Raw genomic sequence first — 17,769 nt, 5'->3', positions numbered from 1 at the left:
TATGAACAATCAGGAAGTTATATTTGATAAGTTAAAAGACAATGAGGTTGTTAAAGAAATTCTTTTAAATCAAGATCATGTAGGAAATTTATTTGATATGGAAGAAGCTCTTGTTTTGGCAACAGCCTTTAAACAGGATCATAAATCTCGACTCATTGTCAAAAAGAATCGCTATGAAGCGCAGCAATTGTTCCAAAGATTATCCATGTTGGAGGAAAATGTGCTGCTTTTTGTCATGGAAGAAAGTTTAAGAGTTCAATCCATCGCATCCAGTCCTGAAGATCGAGAAGGTATGATCTATGCATTGACAAAAATTGTTCGAAGTGATGAGTCAATGCTGGTTGTATGTAATACGGCTGCATTGTTACGATTTTTACCAGATGTAGAATACTTTAAGGAAAACTTAATTGATTTAAAAGTAGATCAAACCTGCAGCATGAAAGAATTAAGATCTCATTTAAATCAGTCAGGTTATGCTAAAGTGAATTATGTTGATAAACCTTGTACATATGCTTGTCGAGGTGGAATCATCGATATTTTCTCATTAGAATATGATTATCCTATTCGTATTGAATTCTTTGATACAGAGATAGAATCAATCCGTTTCTTTAATGAACAAACACAGAGAACCATTCGTTCAATCGATTCAGTAGAAATTGGACCGGCAACAGATATTTTATTAACGAATCAGCAAATTGAGACAATTAAAGAAGCAGTATTTGAAAAACTTGAAAAAGAAAAAAAATCGTTGGTCGATGATGCCAAAGACATGTTGATTGATCATGTTGAAGCGGACATGCGAGCCTTGGAAAATCATGATACAGATGCTTATTTATATCGTTATTACTCTTATATTCCTTGTCATTCCATTTTAGATTATTTTGATGGACAAGTTGTCTTAAGTTCCAAGGAAGAAGTAGAAAAATATTCCAAACAATTAAATGAAGAAAATATTTCTTTTATCCAGGAGCTTGTTCAGGATTATAAGGCTTTGCCTAAATATACGATGTTTCATGATCTTTATGTTCTTTTAAAACAACAGGATGTTTTGGAATTTCATGAATTTTTGGATTTTGATCATCCTATCACATCTAATATTTTTCCATTGGAAAAGGCAAATCAACCTGTTTTAAATATTCTACAGGATATTGGACAGGAAAAAGTATATTTTGCCTTGGAGAAAGAAGATAAAAAACACATTCAGAATATATTATTAGAAAATGATGATTTAAAACTTAATGTAGAATTTATTGATCCTGTCTTTTATGAAGGCTTTGTTTATGAAGATACACGTGTTTATACAAAATATGAATTATTCTATCGTTCTATTCATCGAGCAAAATATCAGAAGACATTTAAAGATGGCCAAATTTTAGAAAACGTATTAGAGCTAGAGAAAAACGATTATGTTGTACATGAGCATTATGGGATTGGTCAATATCTAGGAATTGTTCAAAGAGTTCAAAATAATAAAACAAAAGATTATTTGCATATTGTTTATAAAGGTGGAGATGAATTATTCGTTCCTTTAAATCAATTCCAATTAGTTAGAAAGTATATTTCTAAAGAAGGTGTTGGTGTTCCATTAAGTCAGCTTGGCAGCAATAAATGGGAAAAGACAAAGGAAAAAGTAAATCAAAAAGTTGAAGAAATTGCAGGCCGATTGGTTGAATTATATGCCGCAAGAAATGAAAATATAGGATTTGCCTTTTCAAAGGATGACGCGCTTCAAAAAGAATTTGAAGATGCATTTGAGTATGAGGCAACACCAGATCAAATCCAGGCAACAGAAGAAATAAAAAGAGAGATGGAAAAACCAAAACCAATGGATCATTTATTGTGTGGTGATGTGGGGTTTGGTAAAACTGAAGTTGCGATGCGATGTGCATTTAAGGCAGTTTCCAATAACAAACAAGTAGCTTTTCTTTGTCCAACGACCATTCTTTCGATGCAACATTATCAAACATTAAAGAAACGTTTTGAAAATGTTGGTGTAAATATTGCCTTGGTGAATCGATTTGTCGAAAACTCAAGAATCAAGGATATTCAAAAAGGCTTGGCAGCTGGTACGATCGACATTGTTGTCGGAACTCATAAACTGCTTAATAAAAACTTTAAATATAAAGATTTGGGCTTTTTGATCATTGATGAGGAACAGCGTTTTGGTGTAGAACACAAAGAAAAAATCAAAGAAATGAAAAACTCTATTGATGTTCTTGTATTGAGTGCAACACCAATTCCTAGAACACTACAAATGTCATTGATTGGTGTTCGTACGATTTCACAATTAAACACGCCTCCTGCTCAAAGACACCCAATACAGACGTATGTGATGGAAAAGAAAGGCAGTGTCATCAAAGAAATCATTCAAAGAGAATTATCTCGTGGAGGCCAGGTTTTCTATTTATATAATCGTATTTCTAATATTTATATTACTGCTAAAAATTTGCAGGCAGATTTTAAAGATGTAGGAATTGCGGTCGTACATGGAAGAATGGATAAAGAAGAAATAGAAGATACGATGGTGGATTTTGCGAATGGTAAGTATAAAATTCTTGTTTGTACTTCTATCATTGAAACAGGATTGGATATTGCCAATGCAAATACGATCATTATTGAGGATGCGGACCGTTTTGGTTTATCGCAGTTATATCAGATTCGTGGACGTGTTGGACGAAGAGATAAAATTGGATACTGTTACTTAATGATCCAACCACATAAAGAATTGACTGAAGTTGCGCAAAAACGATTAAAATCCATCAAAGAATTTACCCAGCTTGGAAGTGGATATAAGATTGCGATGCGCGATCTGACGATACGTGGAGCTGGAGATATGTTAGGGGCGAGTCAGTCAGGATTTATTGATCAAGTTGGTTTGGATATGTATCTTGAATTGTTATCGAATGCGATAGCTAGAAAACAGGGTAAACCAATTGAACCAAAGAAAGAATTAAAACATGCCAATGTGGCTTTAGATGGATTTATACCGGAGCAGTTTACGGATAATGATGGTGATAAACTTGAAATGTATCAGACAATCAGTAAGATTTCATCTTTAAAAGAGCTGAACGATTATCAAAATCGTATCAAGGATTTGTTTGGTAAGATTCCAAAACAAGTTAAGCTGCTATTTGAACATAAGAAATTAGATTTGTTTGTAAATATGCCTGGAGTAAAGAGCTTGAAAGAAAATGATACACAAGTTACTATAACCATGAATGAAACATGGACGAAACATTGTGATGGTGTAAAAGTATTTGAAGCTATGAATGAAATTAGTCCAAAGATTGGATTACGATTGACTAATGGAATGATTGAGATTTCAATTATGAAGAAAAAGAAATATACGGATTTATTAAATAAAGTAATCCAAAATTTACAGGAGAATGATTATGCGTCTAGATAAATACTTAAAGACTGCCAGGATATTAAAACGAAGAGAAGCTGCTAAGGAATTAGCTTTGGCTGGACGTATTTGGGTCAACGATAGAATTGCAAAACCAAGTACAGAAATCAAAATAGGCGATCAAATTCGTTTGCGTTTTGGATCACGTATTCTGGAAATAAAAGTAATAGATATTCAAAAACAAGTATCTAAACAAAATGCAGCTTTATTGTTTGAAGTAATAAAAGAAGAAAAAATCGAGGAAGAAAATGATTGAGGTCGTATGTGGTGCATTGATACACGATAAAAAAGTTATGATAGCACAAAGAAATTATGGAAGTGCAAAAGGAAAATTTGAATTTCCAGGAGGAAAAGTAGAACCCGGAGAAACTTTAGAAGAAGCCTTGATTCGTGAATGGAAAGAAGAATGTGGTATCATAATTGAAAATATTCAGTTTCTTGAAGAGAGTATAGATCATCAAGATGGAAATACCATTCATTTAACATGTTTTGTTTGTTCCAGTAAAAAGATTCCAGATAAACCTAAAGTACATTCTCAGTTTATCTGGACTACACCAGAACATATTTATGATCATAACTTTTTTGAATCTGATAAGATCCTTGTAGAAAAATTAAAGGAGAAATGGCCATGTTTAATAGAACAAATGAAATAAAAGTTTTAAGAGATCCTATTCATGGATATATTCATGTGGAATATCAGGTGATTTGGGATTGTATCAACTCCAGGGAATTTCAAAGATTGCATCGAATTCATCAACTCGGTGGTGATTTTCAAGTGTATCATACTGCAGAACATTCTCGTTTTGCGCATAGTTTAGGTGTATATGAAATTGTTCGTCGTATGACAAGTGAAATTCCTTCAATTTGTGAATCTATTGATGAATTTGAAAGAATACAAGTTCTTTGTGCGGCTTTATTACATGATTTAGGACATGGACCATTTTCGCATTTTTTTGAGAAAATCACGCATCGAAATCATGAAGAAATTACAGTGGATTTGATTATGGATCCGAATACAGAAGTTCATAAATGTTTGATCAAGGCACATCAAGATCTGCCTTTAAAAGTTGCTATGATCATTGAACATAGACATGAAAAAGAAGTATTAAATCAGATCATCAGTTCGCAATTGGATGCCGATCGAATGGACTATTTATTAAGAGATGCCTATGAAACAGGAACCAGCTATGGTACTTTTGATTTGGAAAGAATTTTAAGAACGATTCGAGTCAAAGATGAAAAACTCTGTATCAAAGAAAGTGGTATGCATAGTGTAGAGGATTATATTATGGCTCGATATCATATGTATTGGCAGGTATATCTACATCCGGATGCAAAATCATATGAAATTCTGATTGAATTGTTCTTTAAAAGATACAAAGAAATTGATGAAATCATTGATGTGTTTGAAATTTTTAGAGAAGGACATATCATAACAAATGAAGAGTTTATCTTGATGGATGAATGTCGTATGTTTTATGGATTTCAACAAGCTCTTTTTAGCAAAGATGCTATTTTAAGAGATTTTGCGACAAGAATATTAGATCGACATTTATTCGGATGGATCGAAGATCCTAGCATTGAAGAAGAAAAAACAGTATTAAATCGTATAGAAAATAAAGAATATTATTTCTTTAAAACTAGAAGTTCTTCTAAAGCATATCTTCCTTATCAGGAAAAAGATGATAAACAAACAATTTGGATCTTAACGCAAAAGAATGAATTGAAGCCATTATCTCAATGCAGTGAGATCGTAAAAGCATTATTAAAAATGAAGGCACAAACAAAAATGAGGATCTATTTTTCAAAATAGATCCTGCTTTTTTATATGAATACATATTTTTTCATGCGATCAAATGCTTCTTTAACTTTGGATAAAGGAAGAGCAAGATTGATACGGATATGCGTATTTCCTAAAAATTGTCTTCCGTCCTGCCAGCCGATACCAACATCCCATCCAGAATTTAATACTTCTTCGAGTGTTTTATTGGATTTTTCAAGATATTCTTTGCAATCAATGAACAACATGTAAGTTCCTTCCGGTCTTGTACACTGAACTCCTTTAAGTTTGTTATTAATAAATTGGATGGCATAGTCTACATTTTTTGAAATGACTTGATTTAATTCATCTTTCCATTCTTTTCCTGTATTGCTGTAGGCACCTATAAGAGCATGCATGCTTAAGACATTCATTGAATTATAATGCGATTTACTAGATTGAGCTCTGACTCTATCTTTTATATAAGAATCATAAATCACATGATAACTTCCTATCAATCCAGCCAGATTAAATGTCTTGCTGACAGCATAAAGAGCAATGGTTCTCTTTTTCGCATCGTCATTGATTGATTGTAGTGGAATATGTTTATGATCATCCAAAATAATATCAGACCAGATTTCATCTGAGACAACGATACAATTATTTTGTTTATAAACTTCCATAGCTTTTGTTAGTTCTTCTTTGGTCCAAACACGTCCACAAGGATTGTGCGGAGAACAGAAAACGACAAAATGGATTTTATGCTGTTTGATTTTTTGGTCCATATCTTGATAATCCATACGCCATACGCCATCTTCATCTTGGATCAAATTCGAGTAAATGATATTTCGTCCAGCATTTTTAATGGAATTGGTAAATCCAATGTAACAAGGAGAATGTAATAATACATAGTCTCCGGGAGCTGTAAATGCTTCTAAAGCACTGATCAATCCTCCCAAAACTCCATTTTCATAACCTATATTTTCTTTTTTTATGTCTGAATCATGATGGATCTTATGCCAGTTAATAATTGCGTTATAGTATTCATCACTGTTTTCAAAGTAACCAAATAAAGGATGTTTAAGTCTTTCTTGAATTGCCTCAGTAATAGAAGGAGCAGTCTTAAAATTCATATCGGCAACCCACATAGGGATAAAATCAAAACCTTCCTTGGGCTTTTTAGGGCCAGTTGGGCTTTTTCCAATTCCATCAATTGCGATAGCATCTTTTCCGCTTCGTTCAATTATTTCATTAAAATCAAATTTCATATAAAGTCTCCTTTTGATAAGCATAATTATTATAACGCAATTTATAGGATTTGTGATAAAGTATACATGTAGTGAGGTAGAAGAAGATGAAAGACGTTTTTATAGTAAATCCCAATTCAGGCAGAGAAAGTCAGTACCATTTGATGACAGAAATCAAAGATCATTTCCAAGGAAAAAGAATCATTATAGAGAAAACAAAATCACCAGGCCATGCGGTGCATATTGCACAAAAATATGCATTGAATTCTAGTGAACCTGTTCATATTTTTGTTTGTGGTGGTGATGGTACTTTACATGAGGTGGTAAATGGAATTGCAGGATGCAAGCATATCAGTCTTTCTATTATTCCAATTGGAACGGGAAACGATTTTATAAAGTCTTTTGGAGATTATCAAAAAGATGATTTTCTTGATTTATCGAAATATGATGAACCGGTTGAACAAAAATGTGATTTATTAAAAATTAATGGAGAATATGCAATCAATACGGTTTCTTTTGGCTTTGATGTCAATGTAGCTAAACATGTGAATCATTTTCGCGATAAGATCCCTGTAGGAGGAATTATTCCATATTATGTTGGTATGTTGGCAAGTCTTTCTAAGCCGTTAACACAGGAATATAAAATTCAAATTGATGATAAGAAATATCCTAACGATAAGTATACGTTCGTGGTTTTTTGTAATGGAAAATATTATGGTGGTGGATATAAACCATGTCCAGATGCTTTGATTGATGACGGTAAAATTGATGTATGTATGATTCGTAATGTAAAACGATCTCAAATTGTGGGGCTTGCGAAAAAATATGAAAAAGGTCTTCATGTACAATATACAGATATTGTAGAGATGAGAAGAGGACAAGCTATTCATATGGATACAGATAATAAAGATGTGGATGTTAATTTAGATGGAGAAATACGATCTATGAAAAACCCAACAGTTGAAATCGTACCGGGTGCTATTCAACTTCTATTGCCAAGAAAATAAGTAGATGATAGAATAAGCTCAATTTAAGTTATATAGGAGGAAATATGGACTCGGAAATAGGAACTCAAATTATTATTTTAATCATATTGTTATTATTGTCAGGATTCTTTTCTTCTGCTGAAACCAGCCTTGTTGCCGTTAGTAAGATTCGCATGCGAACTTTAAGTGAAGAAGGAAATGCTCGAGCTAAGATGGTTTTGGATATATATAACAATCAGGCTAAGATGTTAAGTGCTATCTTGATTGGAAACAATTTAGTAAATACATTTGCGGCAAGTATAACTGCAACAATTGCCTATAATTTTGGTGGAGCTGCAGTGAGTGTTGCGACGTTTCTGATTACATTATTAATCTTGATTTTTGGAGAAATCACTCCTAAAACTTTAGCAGCAGATCATGCAGAAAAAATGGCACTGACTTATGCTCCCATTGTAAAAGTATTAATGTTTGTTTTGACACCTGTTATTCTCTTGATCAATCTATTCAGTAAATCAATCTTAAAAATTTTAGGTGTTAATAAAAATGGTTCAAATCCTTCAATGACAGAAAGCGAATTAAGAACGATCGTGGATGTTTCCCATGAAGAAGGTGTTATTGAAGAAGATGAAAAAGATATGATCAATAATGTGTTTGATTTAGGAGATGCTAAAGCTAAAGAAGTAATGGTACCTAGGGTACGAGTTATTATGGCTGATATAGATAGCTCATATGAAGATCTTATTGAAATCTTTAGAGAAGAGCAGTTTACCCGTATCCCGATTTATAAAGATTCAATCGACAATATCGTTGGTTTGGTAAATATGAAAGACCTTCTTTTATATCGTGATTTTGAACATTTTAAGATTGAAGATATACTGAGAAAGCCTTATTTCACATATGAAAACAAGCCTGTTTCAGAGCTTTTATTAGAAATGAAGAATGCGGCTTTCAATTTAGCCATCGTAATGGATGAATATGGAGAAATGGCGGGAATCATCACTTTAGAAGATATCATTGAAGAAATTGTTGGGGATGTTCATGATGAATATGATGTTCATGAAGAAAATAATATCTTAAAGATAGATGATAAAACGTATGAAGTAAAAGGGTTTATAAGTTTGCATGATTTAAATGACGCTTTAGATTTAGATTTGGATAGTGAAGATTTTGATTCAATCGGTGGATTTGTAATCGATAAACTTGGTAGACTTCCAGAAGTAAATGATGAGATCTTGTTGGAAGATGGTACAAGATTACAGGTAAAATCCATTGAGAAAAACCGCATTGAAGATATTTGTTTAAGACTTCCATAAAAATTTTAAGAGATGTTATCTGTAATTTTGCTAGATAACATCTCTTTATTATCCTTTGATAGTGCTGACTATATAATCATTATAGGCATTTGCGATGCATTCTGCTATGAGCTCTTGATTGGAAACTTTTTTAAGATCTGCACATTCTTGTGGATTAGTGATGAAACCAACTTCAAATAACATGGAAGGAATATCCAAATTATCTACGACATATAAAGGATAAGAATTCGTATATTCTAAACCACGGTTATATAGCCAGTTTTCTTCAGTTAAATTATTGTCGATGGAATTCGCAATAGTTTCACTGGCTGGATCATTTGAACGGATAAAGGCATTATATCCATATGCTGCTGTGTTTTCGCTTGCATTTAAATGAATAGAGAGAAAATAATCTGCATTTTGTTCATTTGCAAAAATGACGCGACCAATTAAATCGTCTTCTTCATTATCTGCCCAGTCAACAGTATCATTCGATCGAGTATATACGACATTGATATCAGGATTTAATTCTTTTAGTTTTCTTCCTGTTCGTAATGCAATCGAAAGTGTCAAATCTTTTTCATAACTTCCATCATATCCAATCGATCCTACATCATATCCTCCATGCCCTGGATCAATCACAACAGTGGCAATATATTGGTGTTCACGAAATAGGTTATATCCAAAATATCCAGAGAATATCATAGCAACAATGACCAATACAATTAAAACAATTTTTCCTTTATAAAATTTATTCTTTCTATATTTCATGTAGTTATTTTATAAAAAAGGTTTGTGATAATTATGTGAATGAAAAAGAGCACTTTAGTTTCGTGCTCCAAATATGGCAGATCCAATGCGTACAGTGTTAGATCCATGTTTAATAGCTAGTTCGTAATCATTTGACATGCCCATTGATAAGGTATCCAATTGATACAAATCTTTATAATTTTTATATAAGTCATTCATCATTGAAAATTCTTCTTCGATCAATTGTATATTGTCAGTATGGCTGGCAACACACATAAATCCTTTGAGTTTAATATGAGGGTATGTTGAAACTTCTTTTAAGAAGGAATCCGTTTCTTCAATAGGTAAACCGGTCTTTAATTCATCTTTAGATATTTTGATTTGGACTAAAACGTTTTGAATGACATCGTGCTTGGCAGCTTGTTTTTCAATTTCTTTAGCCAGCTTGATAGAATCTAAACTTTCGATCATTTCAACTTTACCTATGATATATTTCACTTTATTTGTTTGAAGATGTCCAATAATGTGCCATTTATATTTAGGGTCATATTTTTCAAGAAATTCTTGAACTCTATTCTCACCAAAAGTAATGAGTCCTTCTTTTGCAACAGCATCAATTTCTTCTTTTGTGTGATACTTTGAAACGGCAACTATATTTACATTCATATTTTTTAGTTTATTGATCATTTCTTTGTTCATGTAAATAGTATAGTCTTTTTATAAAAGAAGTTCAAAACTATTTCTAAAGATTAAAGAGTAGTTTTTGCTTACTTTGACAATTGTTTTGTTACACATTTAAAGCTTAGGATCATTTCATCCGTATATCCTTTTTCTATCATTCCTGGATAAATTGAAAGATTTGTTTTCTTTCGTCTTTTAACCTTCCTTCATTCCTTGCCTGTTCACTGATTTCTTCTTCCTATTCTTCGATGGCTTTGCACATGTCTATCACACCTCAAATGGTAAAAAGGACAAAAAAATCAAGATTTTTTTGAAATCTTGATTTATAAAGACACTTCTTTCCAAATTTTATCTTCGATTAATACTTTACGAGTAAATACTTCATGTATCAATGTTCTATCATGGGAAATACAAACAATACTTCCTTTAAAATCTTTAAGTGCTTGAATTAAAACAGGTTGAGATAAAGGGGATAGATTTCGGCTTGGTTCATCCAAAAATAATACATTACATTTATTTAAAATTAGTTTTGCCAGATAAATTTTTGCTTGTTGTCCTAATGAACAATCAAAAATATTTTGATTCATTTCACTTTCAATGATTTTTAAACTTCCTAACATTGTTTGAATATCTGTATAGGAAATATCATCCTCTTTTAAAAAAGAAATGGGGGTATCGTCTTTTTTAAAGAAATCACTGTAATTTTGAGGCATATAGCCAAGTTTGATATCATTGCGTGTTTGTAGATCTTTAATGGTTTCTTTCATCCATAAGCTTTTTCCACAACCGTTTTTTCCTGTGATCACTAATTTGTCTTGTCCATAGACTTCTAGATCAAAAGGTTCAATCAATATTTTATTGTTTATTGAAATTGTTTTTTGATGTTGACTTAGTATGATCTTAGAAGATGGCAGTGAATTGACGGAAAAGAAAATATGAATTTCTTCTTCAAATGAATCGACTTTAGGATAGGCCTTAGCTTCCAAGTTTGCTTGACTGGATTTTACAGAACGCATTTTGTCTTTGAGGTTTTTGGCAGCTTGAGGAGCCTGTCTTGAAACGCTTCGCAAATCACTTTGAATTTTATTATGAAGATTATTTAAACGCTGTTTTTGTTTGAAATATTCTCTTTTTTGATTAACACTTGTCTGAATATCTTTTTCATGCTGGTGATATCTTGTATCTATATAATCTTGATAAGTTCCATTAAATAAAGTGATTACAGGTTTTGATTTCTTATTACGTTGTTCAAGATGAAGAATACGCGTAGCTGTATGCGTTAATAAAGTAATGTCATGTGATATATAAATAATAGGTTCTTTTCGTAATAAGATCCATTTTTCCAACCATTCTAAAGTATCAATATCTAAATCGTTTGTAGGTTCATCCAGACAATAAAGATCAGCTTCATTAAGTGTAAGTTTTAAGAACTGAAGTCTGACTTTTTCCCCACCGCTTAATGTATAGATTGGTCTTTCTGTATAAATGAAGTTGGAATCAATATACATGGAAGAACAAAGACTTTCTAATTTTTGGCATAAATTATATTGTTCTGGAAGAATTTCATCTTCGGGTTTTTCTTTTAATAAGAAATCTAAAGGAAATGATTGATTCCATTTTTCTTCGATTTTTTGTGGTAAATATGCTACTTTATAATTTGAGATTATCTTACCAGAGACATGGACATAGTCACATGGAATATTGGATATTATTTTTAATAAAGTTGATTTTCCGTTTCCTTCTTCGGCTATGATTGCAAGGCGATCTCTTTCTTTTAAAGAAAAATCAAAGGGTGGAAATAAAACACGCGAATTTTCTAATGATGCGGATAGTTGAACACATTGAAACATAGTAAAAACACCTCCATTCGATAATTATTTGGATGAATCAGTTCTTACTATATTCTCATGTTCTCACGTCCTTTCCTAAAAAGAATACTAAAAAAATAGTACAAATTCAATTAAAAAAAGCCTCAATGAGGCTTAATGATCAAAGATTAGGAATTGGGGGAATATCTGGGGTAATTTCAATTTGTTTGATTTCTTTTAATTTAAAATATAGTTCAGCCATTGTAGCATAGTAATACGGATAAACAAATATAATTCCAATGCCGCATAATAATAGCCCTAAAAAATACCATCCGAAAAAAGATAACTCTAGAACAAATAATTCTGTTTTTTGATAGTCAGTTAATTCTTTAGATAATCTAAAAGCTTCTTCACTTGAAATATCTGGCCTTTCCGCAAGGATATAAGGAATCATGGAATATTCAAGTGCTTTTATGATTCCTGGAATGATAAACAACAAAGTCCAAAGCATCAATTTTATTTGCATAAAGAAAGTAATTTTTACGATATTCATATAGTTATGTGAAAAAGCATAGAACAAGTTATTAAATCGTCCTTGATCTTTGCGGTTATTAATAAAATATTTTGATTCACCTACAGATAATGGATTGGCAATAAAAATTGTATAAAGCGTACGAATAATAAAACCAATGAAAGAACTTAATAAGATAAAGTAAAATAAAAATAATATAAAATTTTGATCCGGTTCTATTGAATAGATTGGTGTGCTTGGTTCATTGATAACATCATTGATTTGGGTGTAGTAATAATTTATAGTAAAAAATATAGTACCACTTAAAATTAGATATAAACTAGATACACCTAACATTTGTGAATACCGTTTATGCATTAAGATTTTTGCGTTTTGTTTGAGCTCTTTTCTAGACCACATAAAGAATCCCTCCTTTTCTTATATTATACTTTTATTATACTTTGAAAAAGGAGAGATATTCAATATTCCGATTGTAAAAAAATACTGAAACTAAAGTTCCTGTGCTAATTTTGATCCTTTTATATTTTGCATCTTTTGATCTAGAGTAGCACAAAGTTTGGCACATTCTAAGAGTTCGCTATCAATTTCGGCAAGCCTTTCTTGAGAAAGTTCTTTTTTATATCTTAGCTTATGCTCAAGGCTAGCCCAGAAATTCATCGCAATCGTACGAAATTGCACTTCTACCTTGACCCATTTCTTCTCATTGGCAAGGAAAATGGGAATTTCTACAATTAGATGTAAAGATCGATATCCATTAGGTTTAGGATGCTGGATATAATCTTTTGTTTCAATAAGGTGAACATCATCTTGTTTTAAAAAATAATTTGCTAGATCATAGATATCTTCTAGAAAAGAACCAATGACCCTGACACCGGCAATATCAAAAATGTTTTCTTCCATAGATTCCAGAGATAGTGGAAGATTACGGTTTTGGAGCTTTCGCAAGATACTTGCTTCTGATTTAATTCGAGTACTGATGGACTCAATTGGATTACGATCATAATACAAGGAAAATTGTTCATTCAGTACTTTAAATTTGGTCTCTACTTCCATTAATGCACAACGGTAATAAGACATACTTTGTCTTATCGCAAGCAATTGTTCTTCAAATTCTTCATCAAACGCTTGTTTGATCAATTCTTCAGGCATATTCATGATACTTTTATACTCCCTACTTCTTTTAAACATCAAAAAACAAGTCTAATTTAGACTGAATAAAATAGATGATAGTCTCTTATTTGTGTCTTGCAAAGAAATTGTAACATAGAAAAAATAAAAGGAAAAGCGTACATTTTTTGTGTATAAGACTTAAAAAGTTATGTGATATCATAGTAACAGGAGATTGATACATATGAAAAAATATAATTATGAAGATGCAGTTTTAAAAGAAATTCCTGAACCTGAAAAAGACTGTACTCTTATTCCAGTAGATATAAGTGATAAAACGATAGAACAAAGAAAACAAAAAATAATTGAAAAGATGAATCAAAGAAAAATTGATGTTTTGCTCATTTATGCTGATTTGGAACATGGTAGCAATTTTGAATACTTAGTTGGTTTTCTTCCTCGTTTTGAAGAAGCTTTATTGGTTTTTCATAAAGATCAAAAAGCCTATTTAGTGATGGGGAATGAGAATTTAAATAAAGTTTCTAAAGCGCGTTTACAGTGTAAGGCAATTCATGCACCTTATTTTTCTTTACCGAACCAACCAATGAATAATACCAAAAGTTTTAAAGATATCATGAAAGAGACAGATATAGAAAATAAACGCATTGGTGTTGTTGGATGGAAAAACTTTACGAGTTTATATGAAGATAATCGTCAGCTTTATGATATTCCTGTTTTTATCATGGATGCTTTAATTGAATTATGTGGCAAAGAGAACATCACAAATCAAACAGATATATTTATTGGAGAAAACGGAGTTCGTACAATCAACGAACCAGATGAAATTGCGCATTATGAATTTGGAGCATCTTTGGCATCCGATTGTATGCTGGATGCGCTAAATACATTACAAGAAGGTGTTACTGAGATGGAGATTGGTGATATATTATCTCGTTATGGACAAAGAAATAGCGTTGTAACAATTGCAGCATTTGGACAACGCTTTATTAAAGGAAATATGTATCCAACACAAAGAGAATTGCAACTGAAAGATACAGTCTCTTTGACAGTGGGATATAAAGGAGGATTATCAAGCAGAGCTGGTTATGCAGTGCATTTCACAAGCGAATTGGATGAAGATGTCCAGGATTATATGCATAAAATATGTGCTCCTTATTTTATCGCAATAGCTGCATGGCTTGAAAATATACATGTAGGTATGACAGGCAAAGAGATGTATGATTTGATCAATGATGTGTTGCCTCAAGAAAAATATCATTGGACACTTTGTCCTGGTCATTTAACAGCGGATGAAGAGTGGTTGTCATCTCCTATTTATGAAAATTCACATGAATTGATCCAAAGTGGAATGTTATTACAGAGCGATATCATTCCTTTTGTTGAAGGGTATGGTGGAGTATCCGCAGAGAGTACAATATGCATAGCGGATATAAAACTTAGAGAAAAAATCAAGGAACAGTATCCAGAGATGTATCAAAGAATGATTAAGAGAAGAAAATACATCATTGAAAATTTAGGGATTCAACTTCATGAAGATGTATTGCCTATGTGCTCAACTCTTGCCTATATGCGACCATTTATGTTATCAAAGCAGGCAATAACCATAAATCATGAATAAAAATGAGATTATTTAACATTTTAGACATAAATAATGTCAATTTTAATCGTACATTAAAGGTGCTTTAAAAATGTGTTTAAAATGATATAATTTGACTACACGGAGAATGAGTATGACAAAAGAAACATTTAAAAAAGCTTTAGAAAATAAAAATATTATGGTTACAAAGAAGATGTTAGACCAGTTTGAAAAATATATGCATCTTTTATTAGAGTGGAATCAGAAGATGAATTTGACAGCCATTACTATAGAAGAGGAAATCTGGGAAAAACATTTTTATGATTCAATCGTTCCATTTGAGAATTTATCACATAAGACACTTTGTGATGTTGGATCGGGAGCTGGTTTTCCAGGAATTCCTTTAAAAATTGTATTTCCGGATATGGAATTAACGATCGTTGAACCTTTACAGAAAAGATGCCGGTTTTTAGAAACAGTAAAAGAAGCATTGGATTTAAAGGGTGTAAATATCTATCCTGAAAGAGCTGAAGATTTTGTGAAAGAACATAGAGAATCTTACGATGTAGTCAGTGCAAGAGCGGTAGCTAGACTCTCTATTTTGTTGGAATTATGTGCTCCTTTGGTAAAGATGAAAGGACATTTTATTGCCTTAAAGGGGAAGCAGGGACATGAAGAATTATTAGAAGCCCAAAAAGCTTTAGATATTCTAGGAATGAAGCTTGAAAAAGAAGATACGATCGACGTTGATGAAGCAACAAGGATCAATCTATATATGCAAAAAGTAAAACCTACGCCAAATAAATATCCTAGAGCGTATGGGCAGATAAAAAAGAAGCCTTTAGGAGGAGTGTAAAATGGGAAAAATCATTGCGATATCCAATCAAAAAGGCGGTGTTGGAAAAACGACAACCGCAATTAACTTATCAAGTGGATTAGCTCAGATGAATAAAAAAGTATTGTTGGTTGATTTTGACTCACAGGGAAATGCCAGCCAGGGCTTGCTAGCTATAACCAAGCAGGGACAGCCAACGATTTATTCAGTTTTGTTGGAAGATTATCCAATTGAAGATGCTATTGTACATAAAGAAGCACCAAATATAGATATTCTTCCGTCTTCTATTTCATTAGCTGGTGCTGATCTGGAAATGGATAAGATGGAAGCAGGAAAAGAAGAATTATTGAAAAGACAGCTTATGAAGGTTCGTGATCAATATGATTACATAATTATTGATTGTCCTCCTTCTTTAGGTTTATTAAATACAAATGCATTAACAGCTGCCGACAGTGTCTTGATTCCAGTACAATGTGAATACTATGCTCTAGAAGGTGTCACACAGTTATTGTTGACGATTCGCTTGGTGCAGCAACTATACAATCCGCATTTAAAAATAGAGGGAATCTTGTTGACGATGTTTGATATTCGCACCAAGTTAAGTGTAGAAGTTTCGCAGGATGTTCGCCAAAACTTTGGAAAACAAGTGTATCAAAATTCGATACCACGAAATGTAAAATTATCCGAAGCACCAAGTAGAGGTTTATCTATTTTTGAATATGATATTACATGCAATGGAGCCAAGGCATATGCAGGATTAACACAGGAATTTTTAAAGCGAAACGGAGGAAACTAATATGAGCACAAGGGATACAAATCGTTTAGGTAAAGGATTGAATTCCATTTTTGGTCAAGATGTTTCAAAAGTTTTAGAAGATATTCAAAATGGAGATGTAAAAACAGAAAAACAAGAACAAACTAAGATCAACATTGATCAAATTCGTCCAAATCCATATCAGCCACGTAAAGTTTTTGATGATACAGCTTTACAGGAACTAAGCCAATCTATTAAACAACATGGAGTGTTTACACCAATCCTGGTCAAAAAGAGCATACAAGGATATGATCTGATTGCCGGAGAGAGGAGGCTTCGTGCCAGCAAGCTTGCCGGAATGAGTGATATTCCAGCAATCATCGTAGATCTAAATGATCAGGAAATGATGGAAATTGCGCTTCTAGAAAATATTCAACGAGAAAACTTAAATGGAATAGAAGAAGCCAAAGCGTATGAGCAGTTAATTCAAAGATTGAACTACACACAGGAACAATTGGCAAATCGTGTAGGAAAATCACGTGAACATATTACAAATACATTGCGTCTTTTAAAACTTCCAGAAGATGTACAGGAATACGTTGTTCAAAAGAAACTTTCAATGGGACATGTTCGAGCATTGATTGGTTTAAAAGATGAAAACATGATTCGAAAGATTGCCAAACAGGCAATTGATCAAGGATTGTCTGTTCGTAAAATTGAACAGTTAGTAAAAGATCTTCAACATAAAAAAGAGCCGGAAAAACAAGTAGAAGAAAATATTTTTATTAAAGAAGCTAAGAATAAATTAGAGGAATATTTCCAAACATCAGTGAAAGTTAGTGAACATTCTATCTCTATTCATTATGAAAATGAAGAAGATATGAACCGTATCTTAGAATTATTAAATCTGATTGAGGAATAATTCCTCTTTTTTTTATGCTGTACTAAATAATGCCATGAGAAGAAAAAATGAAAAAAATCATCTATTTTTTTGTCATTTTGGTCATTTCCGGTG

The 17,769-nt window shown here is 32.2% G+C and carries 16 protein-coding genes; 10 read left to right on the top strand and 6 right to left on the bottom strand.

Translation table 11 applies throughout. The features are described 5' to 3' along the window. The first annotated feature begins 1 nt into the window (after position 1). Genes mfd through HMPREF0367_RS04400 form a run of 4 tightly spaced genes read left to right on the top strand, consistent with a single transcriptional unit; the run spans position 2 to position 5,219 of the window. Positions 2–3,406, top strand: a complete 3,405-nt coding sequence (gene mfd, locus HMPREF0367_RS04415; RefSeq protein WP_035401557.1) for a transcription-repair coupling factor — start codon at positions 2–4, stop codon at positions 3,404–3,406. Continuing rightward, positions 3,393–3,662: an RNA-binding S4 domain-containing protein gene (locus HMPREF0367_RS04410; RefSeq protein WP_035401556.1), complete on the top strand. Its 270-nt coding sequence runs from the start codon at positions 3,393–3,395 to the stop codon at positions 3,660–3,662. The genes mfd and HMPREF0367_RS04410 overlap by 14 nt, the downstream gene beginning before the upstream one ends. Next, entirely contained in the window at positions 3,655–4,059 is a 405-nt protein-coding gene (locus tag HMPREF0367_RS04405) for a (deoxy)nucleoside triphosphate pyrophosphohydrolase (protein WP_015536009.1), read from the top strand. The genes HMPREF0367_RS04410 and HMPREF0367_RS04405 overlap by 8 nt, the downstream gene beginning before the upstream one ends. After that, positions 4,035–5,219 (top strand): HD domain-containing protein, encoded by a 1,185-nt coding sequence (locus HMPREF0367_RS04400; RefSeq protein WP_035401554.1) that lies wholly within the window; start codon positions 4,035–4,037, stop codon positions 5,217–5,219. Before HMPREF0367_RS04405 ends, HMPREF0367_RS04400 begins: the two co-directional genes overlap by 25 nt. Positions 5,220–5,230: 11 nt before the next feature. On the opposite strand, the gene HMPREF0367_RS04395 is transcribed toward HMPREF0367_RS04400, so the two are convergent. Next, positions 5,231–6,433 (bottom strand): MalY/PatB family protein, encoded by a 1,203-nt coding sequence (locus tag HMPREF0367_RS04395; protein WP_035401551.1) that lies wholly within the window; start codon positions 6,431–6,433, stop codon positions 5,231–5,233. An 86-nt stretch (positions 6,434–6,519) separates the two neighbouring features. Here HMPREF0367_RS04395 and HMPREF0367_RS04390 point away from each other — a divergent pair, with 86 nt between their 5' ends. Then, positions 6,520–7,419: a diacylglycerol/lipid kinase family protein gene (locus tag HMPREF0367_RS04390; RefSeq protein WP_035401549.1), complete on the top strand. Its 900-nt coding sequence runs from the start codon at positions 6,520–6,522 to the stop codon at positions 7,417–7,419. Positions 7,420–7,463: 44 nt separating this feature from the next. After that, positions 7,464–8,711, top strand: coding sequence for an HlyC/CorC family transporter (locus HMPREF0367_RS04385; protein WP_035401547.1), 1,248 nt, complete (start codon positions 7,464–7,466; stop codon positions 8,709–8,711). A 48-nt stretch (positions 8,712–8,759) separates the two neighbouring features. On the opposite strand, the gene HMPREF0367_RS04380 is transcribed toward HMPREF0367_RS04385, so the two are convergent. The 5 genes from HMPREF0367_RS04380 to HMPREF0367_RS04360 all read right to left on the bottom strand — a co-directional run bounded on the left by HMPREF0367_RS04380 (position 8,760) and on the right by HMPREF0367_RS04360 (position 13,616). Then, on the bottom strand, positions 8,760–9,461 hold the full coding sequence (locus tag HMPREF0367_RS04380; protein ID WP_051335173.1) for an N-acetylmuramoyl-L-alanine amidase family protein: 702 nt from the start codon (positions 9,459–9,461) through the stop codon (positions 8,760–8,762). Between the two features lie 54 nt (positions 9,462–9,515). Further along, positions 9,516–10,139 carry a YggS family pyridoxal phosphate-dependent enzyme gene (locus HMPREF0367_RS04375; RefSeq protein WP_035401544.1) on the bottom strand — a complete coding sequence of 208 codons (624 nt, stop codon included), beginning with the start codon at positions 10,137–10,139 and terminating at the stop codon, positions 9,516–9,518. A 305-nt stretch (positions 10,140–10,444) separates the two neighbouring features. Further along, positions 10,445–11,971 (bottom strand): ATP-binding cassette domain-containing protein, encoded by a 1,527-nt coding sequence (locus HMPREF0367_RS04370; RefSeq protein WP_035401542.1) that lies wholly within the window; start codon positions 11,969–11,971, stop codon positions 10,445–10,447. A gap of 139 nt (positions 11,972–12,110) precedes the next feature. Further along, positions 12,111–12,860 carry a DUF975 family protein gene (locus HMPREF0367_RS04365; RefSeq protein WP_035401540.1) on the bottom strand — a complete coding sequence of 250 codons (750 nt, stop codon included), beginning with the start codon at positions 12,858–12,860 and terminating at the stop codon, positions 12,111–12,113. Positions 12,861–12,950: 90 nt separating this feature from the next. Then, positions 12,951–13,616, bottom strand: coding sequence for a GTP pyrophosphokinase (locus tag HMPREF0367_RS04360; protein WP_087158226.1), 666 nt, complete (start codon positions 13,614–13,616; stop codon positions 12,951–12,953). Between the two features lie 196 nt (positions 13,617–13,812). On the opposite strand from HMPREF0367_RS04360, the gene HMPREF0367_RS04355 reads away from it, so the two are divergent. The 4 genes from HMPREF0367_RS04355 (at position 13,813) to HMPREF0367_RS04340 (ending at position 17,676) form a co-directional block, all read left to right on the top strand. Continuing rightward, positions 13,813–15,207, top strand: a complete 1,395-nt coding sequence (locus tag HMPREF0367_RS04355) for a M24 family metallopeptidase (RefSeq protein ID WP_035401536.1) — start codon at positions 13,813–13,815, stop codon at positions 15,205–15,207. Between the two features lie 112 nt (positions 15,208–15,319). Beyond that, positions 15,320–16,021, top strand: coding sequence for a 16S rRNA (guanine(527)-N(7))-methyltransferase RsmG (rsmG, locus tag HMPREF0367_RS04350; RefSeq protein WP_035401533.1), 702 nt, complete (start codon positions 15,320–15,322; stop codon positions 16,019–16,021). 1 nt (position 16,022) lies between these two features. Continuing rightward, positions 16,023–16,796, top strand: coding sequence for a ParA family protein (locus HMPREF0367_RS04345; RefSeq protein WP_022356560.1), 774 nt, complete (start codon positions 16,023–16,025; stop codon positions 16,794–16,796). Between the two features lies 1 nt (position 16,797). Beyond that, complete coding sequence (locus HMPREF0367_RS04340) at positions 16,798–17,676, top strand: ParB/RepB/Spo0J family partition protein (protein WP_022356559.1); 879 nt, start codon at positions 16,798–16,800, stop codon at positions 17,674–17,676. Positions 17,677–17,769: the final 93 nt, after the last annotated feature.

The organism is Faecalitalea cylindroides ATCC 27803 (assembly GCF_000469305.1).
Lineage (GTDB): Bacteria > Bacillota_I > Bacilli_A > Erysipelotrichales > Erysipelotrichaceae > Faecalitalea > Faecalitalea cylindroides.
The sequence above is the reverse complement of the archived record's forward strand: the minus strand, read 5'-3'. Positions and strand labels throughout refer to the sequence as shown.

Excerpts from the sequence above, each read along its gene's own strand:
- mfd (WP_035401557.1), top strand. The coding sequence starts at position 2 with ATGAACAATCAGGAAGTTATATTTGATAAGTTAAAAGACAATGAGGTT.
- HMPREF0367_RS04410 (WP_035401556.1), top strand. The coding sequence starts at position 3,393 with ATGCGTCTAGATAAATACTTAAAGACTGCCAGGATATTAAAACGAAGA.
- HMPREF0367_RS04380 (WP_051335173.1), bottom strand. The coding sequence starts at position 9,461 with ATGAAATATAGAAAGAATAAATTTTATAAAGGAAAAATTGTTTTAATT.
- HMPREF0367_RS04400 (WP_035401554.1), top strand. The coding sequence starts at position 4,035 with ATGTTTAATAGAACAAATGAAATAAAAGTTTTAAGAGATCCTATTCAT.
- rsmG (WP_035401533.1), top strand. The coding sequence starts at position 15,320 with ATGACAAAAGAAACATTTAAAAAAGCTTTAGAAAATAAAAATATTATG.
- HMPREF0367_RS04370 (WP_035401542.1), bottom strand. The coding sequence starts at position 11,971 with ATGTTTCAATGTGTTCAACTATCCGCATCATTAGAAAATTCGCGTGTT.
- HMPREF0367_RS04345 (WP_022356560.1), top strand. The coding sequence starts at position 16,023 with ATGGGAAAAATCATTGCGATATCCAATCAAAAAGGCGGTGTTGGAAAA.
- HMPREF0367_RS04405 (WP_015536009.1), top strand. The coding sequence starts at position 3,655 with ATGATTGAGGTCGTATGTGGTGCATTGATACACGATAAAAAAGTTATG.
- HMPREF0367_RS04360 (WP_087158226.1), bottom strand. The coding sequence starts at position 13,616 with ATGAATATGCCTGAAGAATTGATCAAACAAGCGTTTGATGAAGAATTT.
- HMPREF0367_RS04390 (WP_035401549.1), top strand. The coding sequence starts at position 6,520 with ATGAAAGACGTTTTTATAGTAAATCCCAATTCAGGCAGAGAAAGTCAG.
- HMPREF0367_RS04355 (WP_035401536.1), top strand. The coding sequence starts at position 13,813 with ATGAAAAAATATAATTATGAAGATGCAGTTTTAAAAGAAATTCCTGAA.
- HMPREF0367_RS04385 (WP_035401547.1), top strand. The coding sequence starts at position 7,464 with ATGGACTCGGAAATAGGAACTCAAATTATTATTTTAATCATATTGTTA.
- HMPREF0367_RS04395 (WP_035401551.1), bottom strand. The coding sequence starts at position 6,433 with ATGAAATTTGATTTTAATGAAATAATTGAACGAAGCGGAAAAGATGCT.
- HMPREF0367_RS04375 (WP_035401544.1), bottom strand. The coding sequence starts at position 10,139 with ATGAACAAAGAAATGATCAATAAACTAAAAAATATGAATGTAAATATA.
- HMPREF0367_RS04340 (WP_022356559.1), top strand. The coding sequence starts at position 16,798 with ATGAGCACAAGGGATACAAATCGTTTAGGTAAAGGATTGAATTCCATT.
- HMPREF0367_RS04365 (WP_035401540.1), bottom strand. The coding sequence starts at position 12,860 with ATGTGGTCTAGAAAAGAGCTCAAACAAAACGCAAAAATCTTAATGCAT.